Source organism: Saccharopolyspora sp. 6M (genome assembly GCF_020176775.1).
GTDB classification, from domain to species: domain Bacteria; phylum Actinomycetota; class Actinomycetes; order Mycobacteriales; family Pseudonocardiaceae; genus Saccharopolyspora_C; species Saccharopolyspora_C gregorii.
The window spans coordinates 1-16,661 of sequence record NZ_JAIUJZ010000061.1; the positions used below are offsets into that span (position 1 = coordinate 1).

At 73.5% G+C, this 16,661-nt stretch carries 14 protein-coding genes and 1 riboswitch; of the genes, 6 read left to right on the forward strand and 8 right to left on the reverse strand.

Features of this window, described 5'->3' with window-relative positions; genetic code table 11:
• Positions 1–149: 149 nt before the first annotated feature.
• Genes LCD31_RS10025 through LCD31_RS10035 form a run of 3 tightly spaced genes read right to left on the reverse strand, consistent with a single transcriptional unit; the run spans position 150 to position 3,036 of the window.
• Positions 150–1,181, reverse strand: coding sequence for an ABC transporter substrate-binding protein (locus LCD31_RS10025; RefSeq protein ID WP_224957509.1), 1,032 nt, complete (start codon positions 1,179–1,181; stop codon positions 150–152).
• Entirely contained in the window at positions 1,157–1,966 is an 810-nt protein-coding gene (locus tag LCD31_RS10030; protein ID WP_224957510.1) for an ABC transporter ATP-binding protein, read from the reverse strand. Before LCD31_RS10030 ends, LCD31_RS10025 begins: the two co-directional genes overlap by 25 nt.
• Entirely contained in the window at positions 1,963–3,036 is a 1,074-nt protein-coding gene (locus LCD31_RS10035; RefSeq protein ID WP_224957512.1) for an iron ABC transporter permease, read from the reverse strand. Before LCD31_RS10035 ends, LCD31_RS10030 begins: the two co-directional genes overlap by 4 nt.
• A 58-nt stretch (positions 3,037–3,094) precedes the next feature.
• A riboswitch (cobalamin riboswitch) is annotated at positions 3,095–3,161 on the reverse strand.
• A gap of 200 nt (positions 3,162–3,361) precedes the next feature.
• Here LCD31_RS10035 and LCD31_RS10040 point away from each other — a divergent pair.
• Positions 3,362–4,837: an ABC transporter substrate-binding protein/permease gene (locus LCD31_RS10040; RefSeq protein ID WP_224957514.1), complete on the forward strand. Its 1,476-nt coding sequence runs from the start codon at positions 3,362–3,364 to the stop codon at positions 4,835–4,837.
• Positions 4,834–5,619: an amino acid ABC transporter ATP-binding protein gene (locus tag LCD31_RS10045; protein ID WP_224957515.1), complete on the forward strand. Its 786-nt coding sequence runs from the start codon at positions 4,834–4,836 to the stop codon at positions 5,617–5,619. The genes LCD31_RS10040 and LCD31_RS10045 overlap by 4 nt, the downstream gene beginning before the upstream one ends.
• 87 nt (positions 5,620–5,706) lie before the next feature.
• On the opposite strand, the gene LCD31_RS10050 is transcribed toward LCD31_RS10045, so the two are convergent.
• Positions 5,707–6,132 carry a nuclear transport factor 2 family protein gene (locus LCD31_RS10050; protein WP_224957516.1) on the reverse strand — a complete coding sequence of 142 codons (426 nt, stop codon included), beginning with the start codon at positions 6,130–6,132 and terminating at the stop codon, positions 5,707–5,709.
• 98 nt (positions 6,133–6,230) lie between these two features.
• Positions 6,231–6,689 carry an Lrp/AsnC family transcriptional regulator gene (locus tag LCD31_RS10055; RefSeq protein WP_224957517.1) on the reverse strand — a complete coding sequence of 153 codons (459 nt, stop codon included), beginning with the start codon at positions 6,687–6,689 and terminating at the stop codon, positions 6,231–6,233.
• Positions 6,690–6,752: 63 nt separating this feature from the next.
• On the opposite strand from LCD31_RS10055, the gene LCD31_RS10060 reads away from it, so the two are divergent.
• The gene (locus tag LCD31_RS10060) at positions 6,753–7,496 is read left to right on the forward strand and encodes an AzlC family ABC transporter permease (RefSeq protein ID WP_224957518.1); all 744 of its coding nucleotides are present in this window, start codon (positions 6,753–6,755) and stop codon (positions 7,494–7,496) included.
• Positions 7,489–7,815 carry a branched-chain amino acid transporter permease gene (locus LCD31_RS10065; RefSeq protein WP_224957519.1) on the forward strand — a complete coding sequence of 109 codons (327 nt, stop codon included), beginning with the start codon at positions 7,489–7,491 and terminating at the stop codon, positions 7,813–7,815. Before LCD31_RS10060 ends, LCD31_RS10065 begins: the two co-directional genes overlap by 8 nt.
• A 9-nt stretch (positions 7,816–7,824) precedes the next feature.
• Here the strand turns inward: LCD31_RS10065 and LCD31_RS10070 are convergent, their stop codons facing one another.
• Positions 7,825–9,171, reverse strand: coding sequence for a serine/threonine-protein kinase (locus LCD31_RS10070; RefSeq protein WP_224957520.1), 1,347 nt, complete (start codon positions 9,169–9,171; stop codon positions 7,825–7,827).
• A 243-nt stretch (positions 9,172–9,414) separates the two neighbouring features.
• On the opposite strand from LCD31_RS10070, the gene LCD31_RS10075 reads away from it, so the two are divergent.
• Entirely contained in the window at positions 9,415–10,284 is an 870-nt protein-coding gene (locus LCD31_RS10075; RefSeq protein WP_224957521.1) for an alpha/beta fold hydrolase, read from the forward strand.
• Positions 10,285–10,292: 8 nt separating this feature from the next.
• Here the strand turns inward: LCD31_RS10075 and LCD31_RS10080 are convergent, their stop codons facing one another.
• Positions 10,293–13,163, reverse strand: coding sequence for a BTAD domain-containing putative transcriptional regulator (locus LCD31_RS10080; RefSeq protein WP_224957523.1), 2,871 nt, complete (start codon positions 13,161–13,163; stop codon positions 10,293–10,295).
• 212 nt (positions 13,164–13,375) lie between these two features.
• Between LCD31_RS10080 and LCD31_RS10085 the strand changes: the two genes are divergently transcribed.
• Positions 13,376–14,311, forward strand: coding sequence for a carbohydrate kinase family protein (locus tag LCD31_RS10085; protein ID WP_224957524.1), 936 nt, complete (start codon positions 13,376–13,378; stop codon positions 14,309–14,311).
• Here the strand turns inward: LCD31_RS10085 and LCD31_RS10090 are convergent.
• Positions 14,286–16,448 carry an NB-ARC domain-containing protein gene (locus LCD31_RS10090; RefSeq protein WP_224957525.1) on the reverse strand — a complete coding sequence of 721 codons (2,163 nt, stop codon included), beginning with the start codon at positions 16,446–16,448 and terminating at the stop codon, positions 14,286–14,288. The genes LCD31_RS10085 and LCD31_RS10090 overlap by 26 nt on opposite strands.
• Between the last annotated feature and the right edge of the window lie 213 nt (positions 16,449–16,661).

Genomic DNA, 16,661 nt, shown 5'->3' on the forward strand with positions numbered 1-16,661 from the left:
GGGGGGGGGCGGCCGCGCCCGGCCGGGGCCCGGGGGGGGGGGGGGGGCCCGGGGGGGGGGGGGGGGGGGCCCCCCGCGCCCGCGCGGACGAGCTCTGCGCCGACCGCGACTGAGCGGCCCGCAGGCGCCCGGTCCGGCCCCGAGGCGGATCAGCCGACGCGGTCGTCGGAGCGGGGGACCAGGCCGGACGGCGGCACCAGGCCCCACCGCTCCAGCTGCGCCCGGACCTGCTCGGCGGCGTCGATGTTCAGCGGCCCGGACGTCCACATCGAGTACGGCAGGTTGAGGAACCGCTGCTCGGTGACCGCCCGCAGCCGGTCGATGCCGGGCCGCGCCCGCAGCATCGCCACCTTCTCCGCGAAGGTCTGCGGCGGGTAGTCCACGAACAGGAACGCGTCCGGCTCGGAGGCGGCGACCCGCTCCCAGGACACCTTCGTCCAGGTGTCGCGGACGTCCTCGATGGCGTTGCGCCCGCCCGCCGCGTCGATGATCGCCTGCGGCCCGCCCTTGTTCCCGCTGGAGAACACGGTGTCGCTGGCGCTGTCGAACAGGAAGATCGTCGGCTTGCGCCGCGGTTGCGGGGCGGCGCGCAGCGCGTCGAGCCGGCGCTGGACGTCGGCGTTGACCCGCGCGGCCTGCTCGGTGCGCCCGGTGATCTCGCCGAGGTTGGTGAGGTCGGTGCGCAGCGCCTGCCACGGTTCGACGATGCCGCGGGCCCTCCCAGCGCCCTGCCGGCAGCTCTCGGTCAGCACGTACCCGGCGATTCCGGCGCCGCGCAGGCCGTCCGGGGTGAGCCGGGTCGATTCGCTGTAGCCGTAGTTCCACCCGGCGACCACCACGTCGGGTCGTTGCGCCAGCACCGTCTCCCGCGAGGGGGAGGAGGGCGCGACGACGGGCAGCCGGTCCACCGCGTCCCCGTAGTGGCGGCGCAGCACGTCGGCGTCGCGCTGCAGGCTGGACACGGCGGCGACCTGCTGCTGCGCGCCGAGCGCCAGCACCATCGAGATCATGTTGCCGTCGTTGACGAACATCCGCTGCGCGGGGGCGGGGAACTCGGCGGGAGCTCCGCAGTTGTCGACGGTGATCGTCGGCCCGCCCGGCCCGCCGGGCGCGGCGGTCCCGCAGGAGGCCAGCAGGGCGGCGGCGGTGACCGCGATCAGCGTCCGGGCGTGTCGTCGCATGGTGCGTCCTCGTTCGGTGCGGCCCCGATGAGCAGGTGGGTCCTGCCGGTCCGGGGATGGGTGACGGGCGTGGCTTCGACGCCGAAGACCTCGCGGACCACCTCGGGCGCGAGCGCCTCGTCCGGTGCGGCCGGCGGGCGGGCGGTGCCCTCGTGCAGCACCAGCACCCGGTCGCAGGTGGCGGCCGCCAGCGCCAGGTCGTGCAGGCTGAGCACGCAGGTCCGGTCGGAGGCGCGCACCAGCCGCAGCAGCTCCAGCTGGTGGTGCGCGTCGAGGTGGTTCGTCGGTTCGTCGAGCAGCAGCAGCGGAGTGCGCTGGGCGAAGCCGCGGGCCAGCAGCACCCGCCTGCGCTCCCCGCCGGAGAGCCGATCCACCGGCCGGTCCTCGAAACCGGCCAGGTCCACCGCGCGCAGCGCCTCGGCCACCGCCGCGCGTTCGGCGTCGCCGCCGCCGGACCACGGCGCCCGGTAGGGCGTGGTGCCGAGCGCGACGAACTCGCCGACCAGGAAGTCCGGCGGCAGGTCCTCCTCCTGCGGGACCAGCGCGACCCGGCGCGCCCGCTGCCGGGCGGTCAGCCGGTGCAGCGCGGTGCCGTCGACCAGCACCTCCCCGGCCGCCGGGCGCAGGATCCCGGCGAGCGCGCGCAGCAGCGTGGACTTCCCGGCGCCGTTGGGCCCGACCACGCCGATCGTCTCGCCCGCGGTGGCGCTCCAGGTCAGCTCGCGCAGCACGGTGCGGTCGCCGAGCGCGCAGCGCAGCCCGGTCACCTGCACCGGCGCGCTCACGACGCACCGCCGTAGGCGTAGCGGCGCCGCCCCAGCAGCACCAGGAACACCGGCGCCCCGATCAGCCCGGACACCACGCTGAGCGGGATCTCGGTGGGCCGCACCAGCACCCGCGTCGCGACGTCCACCCACAGCAGGAACAGCGCCCCGGCGAGCGCGGCGACCGGCAGCAGCGCCCGGTGCCGGGCGCCGACGACGAGCCGGGCGATGTGCGGGACGACGAGCCCGACGAACCCGATGCCGCCGGAGACCGCGACCAGCACCCCGACCAGCACGGCCAGCAGCACGAACAGCGCGATCCGCAGCGCCCGCACCGGCACGCCCAGCGCGGCCGCCGTGTCCGGCCCGGTGCTGAGCGCGTCGAGCCAGCCGCTGCCCGCGAACAGCGCGACGCCCGCCACCGCCACGACACCGGCGGGCAGCGCCAGCTGCGACCACTCGGCCCCGGCGAGGCTGCCCAGCAGCCAGAACAGCACCGACTGCGCGGCGGCCGGATCGGAGCTGCGGAACACCAGGAAGCTCGCGACGGAGGAGAACGCGGAGCCGAGCACCGTCCCGATCAGCACCAGCCGCAGCGGGGTCAGCCCGCCCTGCGCCACCGCGATGCCGAAGACCAGCAGCGCCGAGCACAGCGCCCCGGTCAGCGCCCCCGCCGACAGCGCCCAGATCCCGGCCCCGGCGAACAACCCCGTCGTGATCACCAGGGTGGCGCCGACCCCGGCGCCGGAGGACACCCCGAGCAGGTACGGGTCGGCGAGCGGGTTGCGCACCAGCGTCTGCATCGCGGCCCCGGCCAGCGCCAGCCCGGCGCCGACGACCACGGCCAGCAGGGCCCGCGGCAGCCGCAGGTTCCAGACGATCGTGTCGTGCACCAGGTCGGCGGGGACCCCGCCGGTGATCCGGCTCAGCAGTGCGTCGGCGACGGGACCGATCGGGAGCGGTTCGGCGCCGAACGCGGTGGACAGCCCGGTGCTGACCGGCAGCAGCGCGCACAGCAGCAGCACGACCAGCGGGGCGCGCAGCCTGCGCGGCGGTGACCCGCGCCGGGTGGTGTCGGGACGTGGCGGCACGGGGGCGGCACCCTCCTCGGGCTGGCGCGGCCCGGGTAGCGGTCGGTGCGACGGGAGGGGTCTGGCTCCCGGGCGCCTGGCCCGGTCACAGTGGCGCGACCGCTCCGAACTTCCATCGGATTCCCTCGCCGTCACTTGTTCGGGAGGATCTTAGGCGTCGGCGGGGTCTCCGGGAGCCGTGCCTGCTGTCCGCTCGGTCACAGCGCACCACCCGCTTCCTGCGACGTCCCGGATAGTGGATCATGGAGCGGGCTCCCCGCCGCTCGCCCTATGCTCCCTGCACGGTGCCGTGATCCGGGCGCTGTGGAGGGTGAGGGAGTCGCCGATGCGACATGCGCTCAAGTGCGCGGTGCTGTTCCTGATCATGGCGGTGGTCGCGCCTGCCCAGGCGGCCGCGGCGCAGGCGCCACCGGACGACCGGCCGGTGGTCAAGGTCGGCACCGAGGGCACCTATCCGCCGTTCTCGTTCCACGAAACCGGCAGCGAGGACCTCACCGGCTACGACGTCGACGTGATCAAGGCGATCGCGGACCGCGCCGGGTGGCGGATCGAGTTCGTCGAGACGCAGTGGGACGCGATCTTCCCGGCGCTGGACGCGGGCCGCATCGACGTCATCGCCAACCAGGTGTCGGTCAACGAGGAACGCGCCGCCAAGTACGGGTTGTCCGAGCCCTACACGTACTCCCGCGGCGTGGTGGTGCGCCGCACCGGCGACGAGAGCATCAAGACGCTCGACGACGTCCGCGGCCGCACCACCGCCCAGTCCAGCACCAGCAACTGGGCGCAGGTCGCGCGCGACGCCGGGGCGAACGTGGAGGCCGTCGAGGGCTTCGCGCAGGCCGCCGCGCTGCTCACCCAGGGCCGGGTGGACGCGATCGTCAACGACAACATCGCGGTGCTCGACTACCTGGCCAGCACCGGGTCGAAGGACGTGGAGATCGCCGGGGACGCCGGCGGCGAGACCAGCGAGCAGGTCCTCACCTTTCGCAAGGACGACGGCGCCCTGCTGGAGCAGGCGGACCGGGCGATCGGCGAGCTGAAGGCCGACGGCACCCTCGCCGAGATCTCCCGCGGCTACTTCAAGGCCGACGTCTCGGTGCCCGACGGCGGCGACGCCGACCTCTCCGGGCGCGAGCGCACCAGCACCTGGCAGGTGGTGGCGGGCACGGCCTGGCCGATGTTCCTGGGCCTGGTGCAGGTGACGATCCCGCTGACCGCGTTGAGCTTCGCCATCGGCCTGGCGCTGGCGCTGGTGGTGGCGCTGGCCCGGATCTCGCCGTACCGGGTGCTGTCCGGGTTGGCGCGCGCGTTCATCTCGATCATCCGGGGGACGCCGCTGCTGCTGCAGCTGTTCATCGTGTTCTACGGGCTGCCGCAGCTGGGCGTGAAGTTCCCGCCGTTCACCGCGGCGGTGATCGCGTTCAGCCTGAACGTGGCCGGGTACGCCGCGGAGGTGGTGCGCTCGGCGATCCTGGCGGTGCCGAAGGGCCAGTTCGAGGCGTCGGCGACGATCGGGCTCGGCTACTGGCAGACCCTGCGGCGGATCGTCCTGCCGCAGGCGACGCGCACCGCGGTGCCGCCGCTGTCGAACACCTTGCTGTCGTTGCTGAAGGACACCTCGCTGGGCTCGGTGGTGCTGCTGACCGAGCTGTTCCGGCAGGCGCAGCTGGCCGCGGCGGAGAGCAACGAGTTCCTCGCGCTGTACGCCTTCGCCGGGCTGTACTACTGGATCATGTGCGTGGCGATCTCGGCCGCGCAGAAGCGACTGGAAATCCGACTGGACAGGTACGTGGCGCGATGACCGAGACCGCGGAGCAGAACCCCGAACCCCGGATCCGGGTGCGCGGGCTGGAGAAGTCCTTCGACGACCGGAAGGTGCTGCGCGGCATCGACTTCGAGGCCGCGCGCGGCACTTCGACCGTCGTGATGGGACCGTCCGGTTCGGGCAAGACCACCGTGCTGCGCTCGTTGAACGCGCTGGACGTCCCGGATTCCGGGGTGATCGGCATCGACGACGTGGAGGTCGACTTCGCGGCGTTGCCCGCCGGGAAGGCCGGGCGTCGCGAGGCGGCGCGGCTGCGCGCGCAGAGCGGCATGGTCTTCCAGTCGCACAACCTGTTCCCGCACCGCACGGTGCTGGAGAACGTCATCGAGGGCCCGGTCGTCGCCCAGCGCCGGCCGCGCGAGCAGGCCGTCGCCGAGGCGAAGGCGCTGCTGGAGCAGGTGGGGCTCGGCGACCGCGCCGACACCTACCCGTTCCAGCTCTCCGGCGGGCAGCAGCAGCGCGTCGGCATCGCCCGCGCGCTGGCGCTGGAACCGCGCGTGGTGCTGTTCGACGAGCCGACCTCGGCGCTGGATCCGGAGCTGGTCGGCGAGGTGCTTGCGGTGATCAAGGACCTGGCGGCGGCGGGCTGGACGACGGTCATCGTCACCCACGAGATCCGCTTCGCCCGGCAGGTCGCCGATCAGGTGCTGTTCCTGGACGACGGCGCGATCGTGGAGCGCGGCAGCGGCGACCAGGTGCTGGCCGAGCCGCGGGAGGAGCGGACCCGGCGGTTCCTGCGGCGCATCCTGAACGAGTGAGCCCGGTGGGGGCGTCTCCACCGGATCGCCCCCGCCGGGCCGGCGCGTCCCGCCCTCGGCGCCGGTGGCCCGCCGCGCGCGGGGCCGTCACTGCGGCGCGGGCACGAGTCCTTCGGCGACGAGCCCGGCGAACACGGCCTCGCTCAGCGCGTTGACCGCGCTCAACGGCCGCACCATCACCGTGAACTCGGAGATCAGCCCGGCCGCGTCCAGCTGGACGAGATCGATGCCGTGGACCTCCTTGCCGCCGACGGTCGCCCGGAAGATCAGCACGTGCGAGTCGGCGTCGCCGCCCGCCGCGGTCTCCGCGGTGCCCTCCAGGGCGCCCGCGTAGCGGAACTCCTCGAAGACCCGGCGGAACAGCACGTCGAACACGCCGAGCACCAGGTCCCTGCCTTCGAACGGCCGGAACTTGACCGGGCTGAAGAACCGTGGCTCGGCCGCGAACAGCGGTTCCAGCGCGGCGGTGTCGCGCCGCTCGACGGCGTCGCGGAAGCGGTCGATGGTGTTCACGCGGTCTCCTGGTCGACGAGCTGCACGGTCCGGGAGTCGACCGTAGTGCGGCCGGGGCCCCCGGTCGAGGACGAGTTCCGACGGCCGCCGCGCAGCGGTCAGTCGTCGCTCTTGACCTTGCGCATGATCAGGTGGGAGTCGACGCGGGCGACCGCGCGCAGCGCCATGAGCTTGCCGGTGAGGAACTCCTCGAACGCGGACTGGTCCTCGACGGCGACGCGGATCAGGTAGTCGGGGCGGCCGAACAGGCGGTGGAACTCGACGACCTCGTCGTACTCGCTGATCGTCGATTCGAGCTCCTCGACGGTCTGCAGGTCGTTGATGCTGATCTCCAGCGAGACCATCACCTCGAACCGGCGGCCCACCGCGGCGGGGTCGATGCGCGCCCGGTAGCCGGCGATGATCCCGTCGTCCTCCAGCCGTTTGACCCGGCGCAGGCAGGGGGCTGGGGTGAGCCCGACGCGCTTGGCGAGCTCCACGTTGGTCAACCGGCCGTCCTGGCGCAGGTGGAACAAAATGTCGTGATCAGTGCCATCGATCATCATTTGATTGCTCATAACTCGAAATTTCGGCCCTCGTCGGCAACCATATTACGCGTTCTGAAAACTATGATTGCAGGCATGACCTCGCATTCCGCCGTCCTCGAACGCTGCCCTCCCGCGCCGCCCGAACCCGCCGTGCGCCACGCCGACCTCCGGGCGGCGCTGCGGGATTCGAGCTCGGTGGGGCTGGCGCTGTTCCCGCTGGGGATCGCGTTCGGGATGCTGGTGGTGCACTCGGGGCTGGCGTGGTGGTGGGCGACGGTGTTCACCACGTTCATCTACGCGGGTTCGCTGGAGTTCCTGCTGGTCGGGCTGGTGCTGGTGGCGACGCCGCTGGCGCAGGTGGCGCTGACGGCGCTGCTGGTGAACTTCCGGCACGTGTTCTACGCGCTGTCCTTCCCGCTGCACCGGGTCACCGGCCGCTTCGGCAAGGCCTACAGCACGTTCGCGCTGACCGATGAGGCCTACGCGGCGAGCACCAGCGAGTCGGCGCGGTCCTGGACGGGCCGCCGCATCGTCTGGTTGCAGGTGCTGTGCCAGGTGTACTGGGCCGGTGGGGCCACCGCCGGGGCGCTGGTGGGGACGGTGCTGCCGTTCGAGCTGGCCGGGCTGGACTTCGCGCTGACCGCGCTGTTCGTGGTGCTGGCGGTGGACGCGTTCCGGGAGCGGCGCGACATCCCGACCCCGGTGCTGGCGCTGGTGTGCGCGCTGGTGGCGATGGTGCTGTTCCCGCAGCAGCTGCTGCCGGTGGCGTTCGGCCTGTTCACCGCCGCGCTGCTGCTGGTCCGCCTGGTCGCGCGGAAGGGAAGCGCTCGTGCCTGAGACGCCGTACCTGGTGGCGGTCGTCGCGGTGTGCACCGCCGTGACGTGGGGAGTACGGGCGCTGCCGTTCGCGGCGCTGGCCCCGTTGCGGGACAGCGAGCTGGTGCGCCACCTGGGGCAGCGGATGCCCGTCGGCGTGATGGTCGTGCTCGCCGTCTACACGGTGCACGGCACCACGGCGCCGGAGGTCGCGCCGGTGGGGCTGGCGCTCGCGGCGACGCTCGGATTGCACCTGTGGCGCGGGAACGCGCTGCTGAGCATCCTCGGCGGCACCGCGGTGCACGTGCTGCTGGTGAGCACCCTGTTCGCGACCGCCTGATGCGGACGGTCAGTCGCAGGCGATGACCGCCGGGGTGCCGGTGGAGCTGAGCTGCTTCACGTAGGCGTCGTCGGCCTGCTCGCGAGCCGCGTCCAACTGGTCGCAGGCGCTCGCCTCGTCCGCGAACGGTCCGAAGTAGACGGAGTAGATCGCCTTGCCGCTCGTGCTCGTCTTCGCCGTGGCACCGCACGGCGTCGACGGGACGTGCAGGTAGTCGGAGCCGGGGAACTCGTCGAGCAGCCGCTGCACGGTGCTCGCCTCGAACGCGGCGCCGACCACCACGGCGTAGGAGTCGTTGCAGACCGGGGTGCTCACCGGCACCGACACCCCGAGGTCCGCGTCCACCAGCGCCCCCGGCACCGCGGTGATCCGCCGGTCGTCGGTGGGCTGCCAGCGACCGTTCGGCGTCAGCGTCCACGCCGCGCCCGCCACCAGCACCGCGCCCAGCGCCGCGAGGCCCGCGATCACGAGCCTGCGGCGGGACTTCCGGCGCGGTGGTTCCGCGGGCTGCCGCGCGGTCGCGGTGCGCGGCGCGGTCGGTGCGGCGTGCAGCGCGGCGCGCGCCTCATCGGCCAGCTCGCCCGCCGAGCCGAACCGGTGCGCGGGATCCTTCGCCATGCCGCGCGCGATCACCGCGTCGAACGCGGGACCCAGGTGCGGCGCGGTGGTTCCCGGCCGCGGCGGGTCGTCGTTGAGGTGCGCGCTGATCATCGCGACGGTCGCTTCGCGCTGGAACGGCTTGCGGCCGGTGAGGCATTCGTAGAACAGGCAGGTCAGCGAGTACACGTCCGAGCTCGGCTCCGCCGGCCCCTCGCCGAACCGCTCCGGCGCCATGTACGCCAGCGTGCCGACGGTGACGCCGGTGGAGGTCGCGGCCGTCCCCGTGCTCGCCGCGTAGGCGATGCCGAAGTCCACCAGGTACGCGAACCCGGTGCGGCCGACCAGCACGTTCGACGGTTTCACGTCGCGGTGCACCAGCCCGTCGGCGTGGGCGGCGTCCAGCGCGTGCGCGACCTCCTCCAGCAGGCCCACGGCCCGGTCCGGGTCCAGCGGCCCGTAGCTCGCCAGGTGCGTGGCCAGGTCGGTGCCGTCCACCAGCCGCATGTCCAGGTACAGCCGGCCGTCGATCTCCCCGTAGGAGTGGATCGGGATCACGTGCGGGTCGCGCAGCCGCGCGGTCGCCTGTGCTTCGCGCTGGAAGCGGCGGCGGAACTCGGCGTCCTCGGCGTGGCGCTCCGCGATCAGCTCGAGCGCGACGGTCCGCTGATGCCTGCTGTCGTGCGCCCGGTGGATCTCCCCCATGCCGCCGCGGGCGATCAGGCCTTGGACCACGTACGGACCGAACTGCCACTCCACCCGTGCGACTCCTCCCCTGGTGTGCCGGGGGAGAGTCCAGGAGGTGGGCGACCCGCCGATGTGCCGCGTTCGCCGGATCACGCCCGGCTGCCGGAAGGCCGCGCATCCGGTCCGACCTGCGCTGTTCCGTTCGGTCCCGCCGGTTGCGCCGATCGGTCCAGCGGGACGGCGGTGCGGCCGGGAGGTTGGTTCCGGCGCCGCGGTGTGGTGGGGTGCCAGTGGTCTTCGCGAGGAGGTGGGCGAGTGGTGGCACCGGTTTCGCCGGAGGTGCCCGGGGTCGAGCACCGGTACGTCCAGGTCGGTGGGCTCCGGGTGCACGTCGCCGAAGCGGGCTCGGGCCCGCCGCTGGTGCTGCTGCACGGCTGGCCGCAGCACTGGTACCTGTGGCGCCACCAGATCCCGGAGCTCGCGCGTTCGTACCGGGTGATCGCGCCGGACCTGCGCGGCCACGGCTGGACCGATGCTCCCGCCGGCGGCTACGACAAGGAGAACCTGGCGGCCGACCTGATCGGCCTGCTCGACGCGCTGGAACTCGACCGGGTGCGGCTGGTCGGCCACGACTGGGGCGGCTGGACCGGTTTCCTCGCCTGCCTGCGCGCGCCGGAGCGGTTCGACCGGTTCCTCGCGCTGAACATCGCGCACCCGTGGCCGTCCCGGTCGCCCGCGGCGCGGCTGAGCCTGTGGCGGTTCTGGTACCAGGTGGTGGTGGGGTCGCCGCTGGGGTCGCTGCTGGTGCGCCGCACCCCGTTCATCTCCCGCGGCATCCTCGGCACCGTCGAACGCGGCGCGCTCGGGCGTGCGGAGCGGGCCGCGTTCGCCGACCGCTGGCGGGATCCGGCGCGGGCGCGGGCCTCGGTGCAGCTGTACCGCACGTTCCTGCTGCGCGAGCTGCCCGCCGTGGCCCGCGGGCGCTACCGGGACTCGACGCTGACCACCCGGACCCGGCTGCTGTTCGGCACCGGCGATCCGGCGATCTCGCCCCGGCTGCTGGCGGGCTACGAACGCCACGCCGAGCGGATGGACGTGCGCTGGGTGCCCGGCGCGGGCCACTTCATCGTCGACGAACGCCCCGACCGCGTCCTCGCCGAGATCCAGGAGTTCATGGCGGAGTGATCCGGCGGTCAGCGCGGCCCGAGCAGGGCCCGCAGCCGCGGGGTGTCCGGGTGCTCGCCGAGGAAGTCGAGACGGGCGGTCGCCTGGTCCCAGCGGCGGCGCGCCCGCTCGGGTTCGCCCGTCGCGCGGTGCAGTACCACCAGGTCCGCGAGCACCCACGCCACGTGGTGCAGGTCGCCGCAGCGTTCCCAGTAGTGCTGGGCCTGCACGAGGTGCTCCACCGCCGGGCCGGCCCGCCGCATCGCGGCGTGCGCACCGCCGATCGCGTGGTGGGCGGCGGCGAGACCCATGTCGTCGCCGAGCTCCCCGAACAGGTCCAGGCCGGGCAGGCCGTGCTCCAGGGCCCGCTGCTGTTCGCCGATGCCGTTGCACGCCCAGCACAGGTAGACCAGCGAGTGCGCTCGACCGTACCGCTGCCCGGGAGCTTGGAAGTGCTCCAGCGCCCGCCGGTGGTGCGGGATCGCTCGCGCGGGGAGCCCGAGGCAGGTGTAGGCCCACCCGATGCTGTTCTGCCGGAAGGCCTCTCGCGACGGGTCGCCGGATCGCTCGCCCGCGTCGGACAGCAGGGCCAGCGCCTCGGCGTAGCGCTGCGCCCGCAGGTACCCGTTGGCGAGGTTCAGCTCGGTGATCTCCACGACGTCCGGTGCCTCGGTGCGCCGCGCCGCCTGCAGCGCGATCACGTGGCTGCGAATCCAGTCCGCGTGCAGGCTGCGCAGGTTCAGGAAGTCGGTGCTCGCCCAGGCGAGGCGCCAAGCGTGCTCGGGAAATCCGTGCTGCTCCGCGATGTCGACCGCACCGAGCAGGTTCTCGCGGTTGCGCTCGAACCAGCGCAGCGCCTCGTCACGGCCGCCGGGACGGTCCGGTTCGACGTCGTTGTCCGGTGGTCCCGGCACGATCGCGCGAGCCTGCTCGGTGATCAGCGCCGCGGCGCCCGCAGCGGAGTGCAGGAAGTGGTCGAGCAGCCTGCGCCGGGCCGCGTAGCGATCGGTGTCGAGCAGTTCCTCGTCCGCACAAGTCCGCGCGTAGTCCAGCGACAGGTCCGAGAGCCGGTAGCCGTGCTTGTCCGGCTGGTCCAGCAGCCGCAAGTGCGCCAGCCGGTCCAGCAGTTTCCCGGCCTCGGCGCGCGGCAGGCCGCTGAGGGCGGCGGCCCCGGACATCTCGATCACCGGCCCCGGGTGCAACGACAGCAGGAGAAACAACCGCTGGGCCTGCGGGCCGAGGTCGTCGTGCGCGGTGGCGAAGGTGGCGCGCAGTGCGAGGTGCCCGTCGACTTCGAGCGCGTCGATGCGGTGGTGCCGGATGTCGGCGATGGTCTCGGACAGCGACGCGGCGGGGTGCCTGCTCGCGATGATGCCCGCGATGCGCAGCGCCAGCGGCAGATCTCCGCACAGGGCGGCGAGTTCGTCCAGTTCCGCCTCCGACGCGGGCCCGGGGTTCCCCGGGCGGCCCAGCGCAGCGTGCAGCAGTGCGATCGAGTCGGCCCGGGGCAGCGGTGGCAGTTCGATCCGGCGGGCGTCGTGGTGCAGCGCGAGGCTTTCCAGCCTGCGGCTGCTGGTGACCACGACGAGGCATCCGGGATGACCGGGCAGCAGCGGCTGCACCTGCTCGGCGCTGCGCGCGTTGCTCAACAGCACCAGAACCCGGCGGCCGGCCAGCGCGCTGCGCAGGCCTGCCGCCAGGTAATCCACTGTGGAGCGTTCGGGGACGTCGGAGTCGAGGGCGGCGAGGAAGTCGCGCAGCACTCCGGCGGTCGCGTGCCGGTCCAGGCCCTGGAGGTTCGCGTAGAGCTGTCCGTCCGGATAGCGATCGGCGAGCCGGTGCGCCAGCTGCAGCGCGAACGTGTGCTTCCCCGCTCCCGGCAGGCCTTCCACGATGAGCAGCCACGGTGGAACTCCCGGCGCGTCCTCCACCGCGGACAGCAGGCCGGCGAGCGCGCGGTCCCGTCCGACCGGGTGGGACGGCACGGCGGGCAGCTGCCGTGGTCGCATCGCCGGACGCGAACCCCCCGCTGCCGCACCGCCCTGGCGTGGCTGGCGCACGAACTTCCCCGCGGACCCGGTGGTCCGGGAGAGCCCACCGCTCGGCAATCCCCGTTTGGTCACCCCACCGGCGAGCGTCCACTGCGCCTCGCGTTCCGCGCCCGCCGTGCGCGGCCGTACGATCGGATCGTCCTGCTGCAGCAGCGAGGTGTGCAGTGCGCGGAGCCGGGCGGGCAGGTCAGTGCCTTCTTCCCGGTAGGTGGCGGACACTTCCACCACGTAGTCCCGCAGCCTGCGCAACTGACCCGCGGCGGCGAGCGCCCGCATCCGCAGGGCCACGATCTCCTCGTCGAGCTCGTGGTCCGACGGCACCCAGTCCAACTCGTTGAGCGCAGCCGACACCTGGCCTGAGTCGAGCAGGGTGCCGGCCAGAAGCCGGACACCCGCGATGCGGTCCCGCTCCAGCTGGGTGCGGAGTCGGTGCAGTCCCGGGCCGTCCACCCCGGCCAGCAGTTCGGACCCGCACTCGCCCAGCGCGCGGCGGCAGTGCTCCTCCACCTCGGTGCCGCTCGACTGCCGCGCCCGGTCCAGGTGGTGCCGGAACCGGTGGTAGTCCACCAGTTCGGGAGCCACGTCGAGCCGCCAGAACCCCGGCTTGGCGCGCGGCCAGTGCACCCCGTCGCCGCGGACTTCCGCGCGCAGCGTCGAGATGTAGCGGTACAGCGACTCCATCGACGGAGGGTGCTCGCCCCACACCTTGTCGACGACGCTGCGCTGCGACACCGCCTTGCCGGGGTTGACCAGCAGCACGACGAGGATTCCCAGCAGGCCGGGCCGCAGCTCGACCAGCTCACCGGAATCGGCACGCACCTCGACCGGGCCCAATAATCGGAACTCCATTCAGTTCCCCCTTCGAGTACCGCGCAGCGTTCAGTGAAGCACCCGATCCGCCGCGGGGAAGCGTTCATTCGGCGCAAGCATCCATACGGCGGTCCGGTTCACCGTCCAGCGGACGTACCTCCCGCTGCTCCAGCGGGCGTTCCACCCCGGTCCCGCACCGTGGGGTGCAGCGGGTGGTGCGGTCGCCCGCAGCGACGGGAGGGAGCAATCCGATGGGGAACCGGATCGTGGTCGCCGGAGTGGCGAGCTGGGGCATCAACATCGGGGTCGGAGAGCCGGCCGTGGACACCGCCGCGAGCGGATGGGATCCGCGCTGGCTCGCGAGCGGGCTCGGTGGGGCCGCCGGGCACATCTCGACGATCCTGCGGGCGCTGGGCGACGAGGTGGAGCTGTGCACGGTGGCGGGCCGGGACGCGATCGGCTCCCTGATCCGCGGGCGCCTCCGCGAGCACGGGCTGGACGGGCGGGGCGTGGTGGACCTCGGGGTGTCCGCCGAAGCCGCGGTGCTGGTCGCCCCGGACGGGCGGCGGGCGGTGCTGTCGCACTCGACGAGGATCGCCGCCGTGCAGTACCCGGAGGAGGTGTTCACCGAGATGGTGCGCGGCGCCGACCTGGCCGTGCTGACCAGCACGCCGTTCACCCGACCGCTGCTGGCCGCGGCGGTGCTGCACGGGGTGCCGATCGCGGTGGACGTCAACGTGATCGCCGACGTGGAGGACGACTACTACGGGCCGTGGCTGGAGGTCGCCGACGTCGTGTTCTGCTCGCACGAGCGGTTGCCGTGCAGTGCGGAGCGCTGGCTCGCGCGGATCTTCGACCGCTACCCGGGCTGCCTGGTCGCGGCGGTGGGGCGCGGGCCGCTGGGCTGCGTGCTGGGGCTGCGCGACGGCAGGCTGGTGCGCGCGGAGGCGGTGGCCCCGCTGGGAGTGTGCAACACCTCCAGCGCCGGGGACTCGCTGTTCGCCGCGTTCCTGCACGGCTGGTTGAGCACCGGGAACGCGGCCGAAGCACTCCCGGACGCGGTGCTCTACGCGGGCTGGCGCATCGGGCACCGGTTCCCGTCCGGGGTGGCGCTGACCGCGACGGAGCTGGCGCGACTGCGGCAACGGCACCCGGTGCGGGTCACGCTGGACCGCTGGGACCGGTGAGCCGGCCGCGCAGCGGTGCGGCGGCGGCCTCGTCGCCCTGGTGCTCGAACAGGCGCAGCGCCGCGGCGAGTTGTCGCCGTTCGTCGGCCGGATGCCCTCGCGCGGCGGCGAGTTCGGCGCGCGCGCTGTGCGCGAGCGCCTGGCCGACGGGGGAGTCCAGCTCGTCCATCTCGGTGGCGCCCGCATCGATCTCGGCGGCGGCCTCGGCGACCTCACCGGCGGTGACCAGTGACTCGCCGAGCACGAGCCGGGCGCGGGCGGCGTTGAACGGGTCCTGCGCCCGGTGCTCGCGCAGCAGTGCGGTCGCGGCGCGCACCTCGGTGAGCCCGGTGGCGACCTCGCCGATCCGCACGCCGGCCTGCCCGGAGAGCAACCTCGCCAGCGCGGCCTTCCGGGGGAATCCGGCGGTGGCGAAACCTGTTTCGGCGTGCTGCGCGGAGGCCCGGGCCGCGAGGGCGTCGCCGCGGGCCAGTGCTAGCACGGCCTGGGCGTCGGCCGTGTCGGCCGCGCCGTAGGCGTCCCCGCTGCGGGCGTGCAGTTCGGCGCACCGGTGCAGCAACCGGTCCGCCACCGCCCATTCGGCGTGCCGGTGGTGCAGCATCGCCAGCCTGCGCGCGGTGCGCGCCTCCAGCTCGGGCTCGCCGAGCTCGCGAGCCGCGGCCAGGCACGCCTCGTCTACCGCGCGCCAGTCCGCGTGGTGGCCGCGGTACCGGAACAGCGGCCAGAGCAGGTAACCCAGCTGCCAGGCCGCCGCGAGAAGCCCGCCGTCCGCGGCCGCGCGCACCGCCCCGACCAGGTTGGCGCGTTCCTGCTCCAGCCAGTCCAGCGCCTGCCCGCGGTCGGCGAACTCGGCGGAATCCGCCTCCGGGAACGCGAATTCGTAGGCCGCGCCGCGCAGGTGCGGGGTGCAGAGCGCGGCGGCCTGCCCGGCGCGCCGGACGTAGTGCTCGACGATGCGCAGGAGCACCTCGGCGCGCCGTTCGGCGGTGTCGGTCACGTCCGCCTTCTCCTTGGCGTGCAACCGGATCAGGTCGTGGAACCGGTACCGGCCGCCGCGCACTTCTTGCAGCAGGTGCGCCTCCTGCAATGCCTCCAGCGGTTCGTCCAGCGCGGCCCGGCCGAGCCCGGTCGCGGCGGCCATCACCGCGCGGTCGAACTCCGGGCCGGGATGCAGGCCCATCGCCCGGTACGTCCACCGGGCCGGGTCGGGGAGTTCTTGGTAGGACGCGTCGAAGACCGAACGCACCGATACCTCCTCGCCGCGCGAGAGCAGGCCGAGCCGCCTTTGCTCCTGCTGCAGTTCCGCCACCGTCTCGCCCAACCGCAGCAGTCGTCGCGAAGCCAGCCGGGCGGCGGTCACCGACAGTGCGATCGGCAGGCCGCCGCACAGCCGGACGAGTTCCCGCGCCGGCTCCGGTTCCGCGGATATCCGTTGCCTGCCGACGGCCTTGAGCAGCAGTGTCCGCGACGCGTCCGCGTTGAGCGGGCCCACGTCGATGAACCGGGCTCCATCGACGAGCAGGGAGCGCAGCATCCGACGGGTGGTGACCACAACGGTGCAGCTCGGCGCGGCGGGCAGCAACGCGCGGACCTGCGCGGCGGTCCAAGCGTTGTCGAGCAGGATCGCCACCGACCTGCCGGCCACCGAGGAGCGGAACCACGCCGCCCGAGGTCCGGTCCCGGCGGGCAGTTCTTCCGGTGGGACACCGAGCGCCCGCAGGAAATCACCGAGGACCGTGGCCGGGTCGGCCGGTCGGCCCGCGTCCGCGCCGGAGAGGTCCGCGTACAGCTGCCCGTCGGCGAACCGGTCTCGGGCGCGGTGCAGCCAGGACAGCGCCAGTGCTGTCTTGCCGACACCGCCGAACCCGGACAGCACCACGAGCCCGCAGCGATCCGGGTGCGCCACCGGCCGGTCCAGCTCGTCCAGTTCAGCGTCCCGGTTGGTGAAGTGCGCGGGGGCGGGAGCCAGTTGCCGGGGCACGCCGCGCTCCGGACCGCGGTGGAAGTGGATCTGGCCGATCGAGCCGGCCTGCACCACCGGCCCGTGCGCGGTGCCGGAGAGCGCGTTCGTGGCCGATGGCCCGGTTCCCGGCTGCACGAGCGGGAAGATCCCTGGTGGGTCTTCGGTGCCGGACACGACACGAATCACCCCCTTCCTGCACCGTACGCAGTGCCTCGGTCGGCGCGATGCCCGCCAAGCGAGTGGTCCGGCCCGGTGGCACGTACCCGAAGTCGATCTTGGGCTGGTCGGTGTGGCCGCGGCGGGGGATCCGGCCAAGATCACCGGATGGGGTGGCGGCCTGGCGGTGCTGCCGCCGTCGGCGCTGAGCACGGGCGATACGATGGACGG

Coding starts and splice junctions, on each gene's coding strand:
- LCD31_RS10025 (WP_224957509.1), bottom strand. CDS start 1,181: ATGCGACGACACGCCCGGACGCTGATCGCGGTCACCGCCGCCGCCCTG.
- LCD31_RS10060 (WP_224957518.1), top strand. CDS start 6,753: ATGACCTCGCATTCCGCCGTCCTCGAACGCTGCCCTCCCGCGCCGCCC.
- LCD31_RS10055 (WP_224957517.1), bottom strand. CDS start 6,689: ATGAGCAATCAAATGATGATCGATGGCACTGATCACGACATTTTGTTC.
- LCD31_RS10085 (WP_224957524.1), top strand. CDS start 13,376: ATGGGGAACCGGATCGTGGTCGCCGGAGTGGCGAGCTGGGGCATCAAC.
- LCD31_RS10080 (WP_224957523.1), bottom strand. CDS start 13,163: ATGGAGTTCCGATTATTGGGCCCGGTCGAGGTGCGTGCCGATTCCGGT.
- LCD31_RS10040 (WP_224957514.1), top strand. CDS start 3,362: ATGCGACATGCGCTCAAGTGCGCGGTGCTGTTCCTGATCATGGCGGTG.
- LCD31_RS10045 (WP_224957515.1), top strand. CDS start 4,834: ATGACCGAGACCGCGGAGCAGAACCCCGAACCCCGGATCCGGGTGCGC.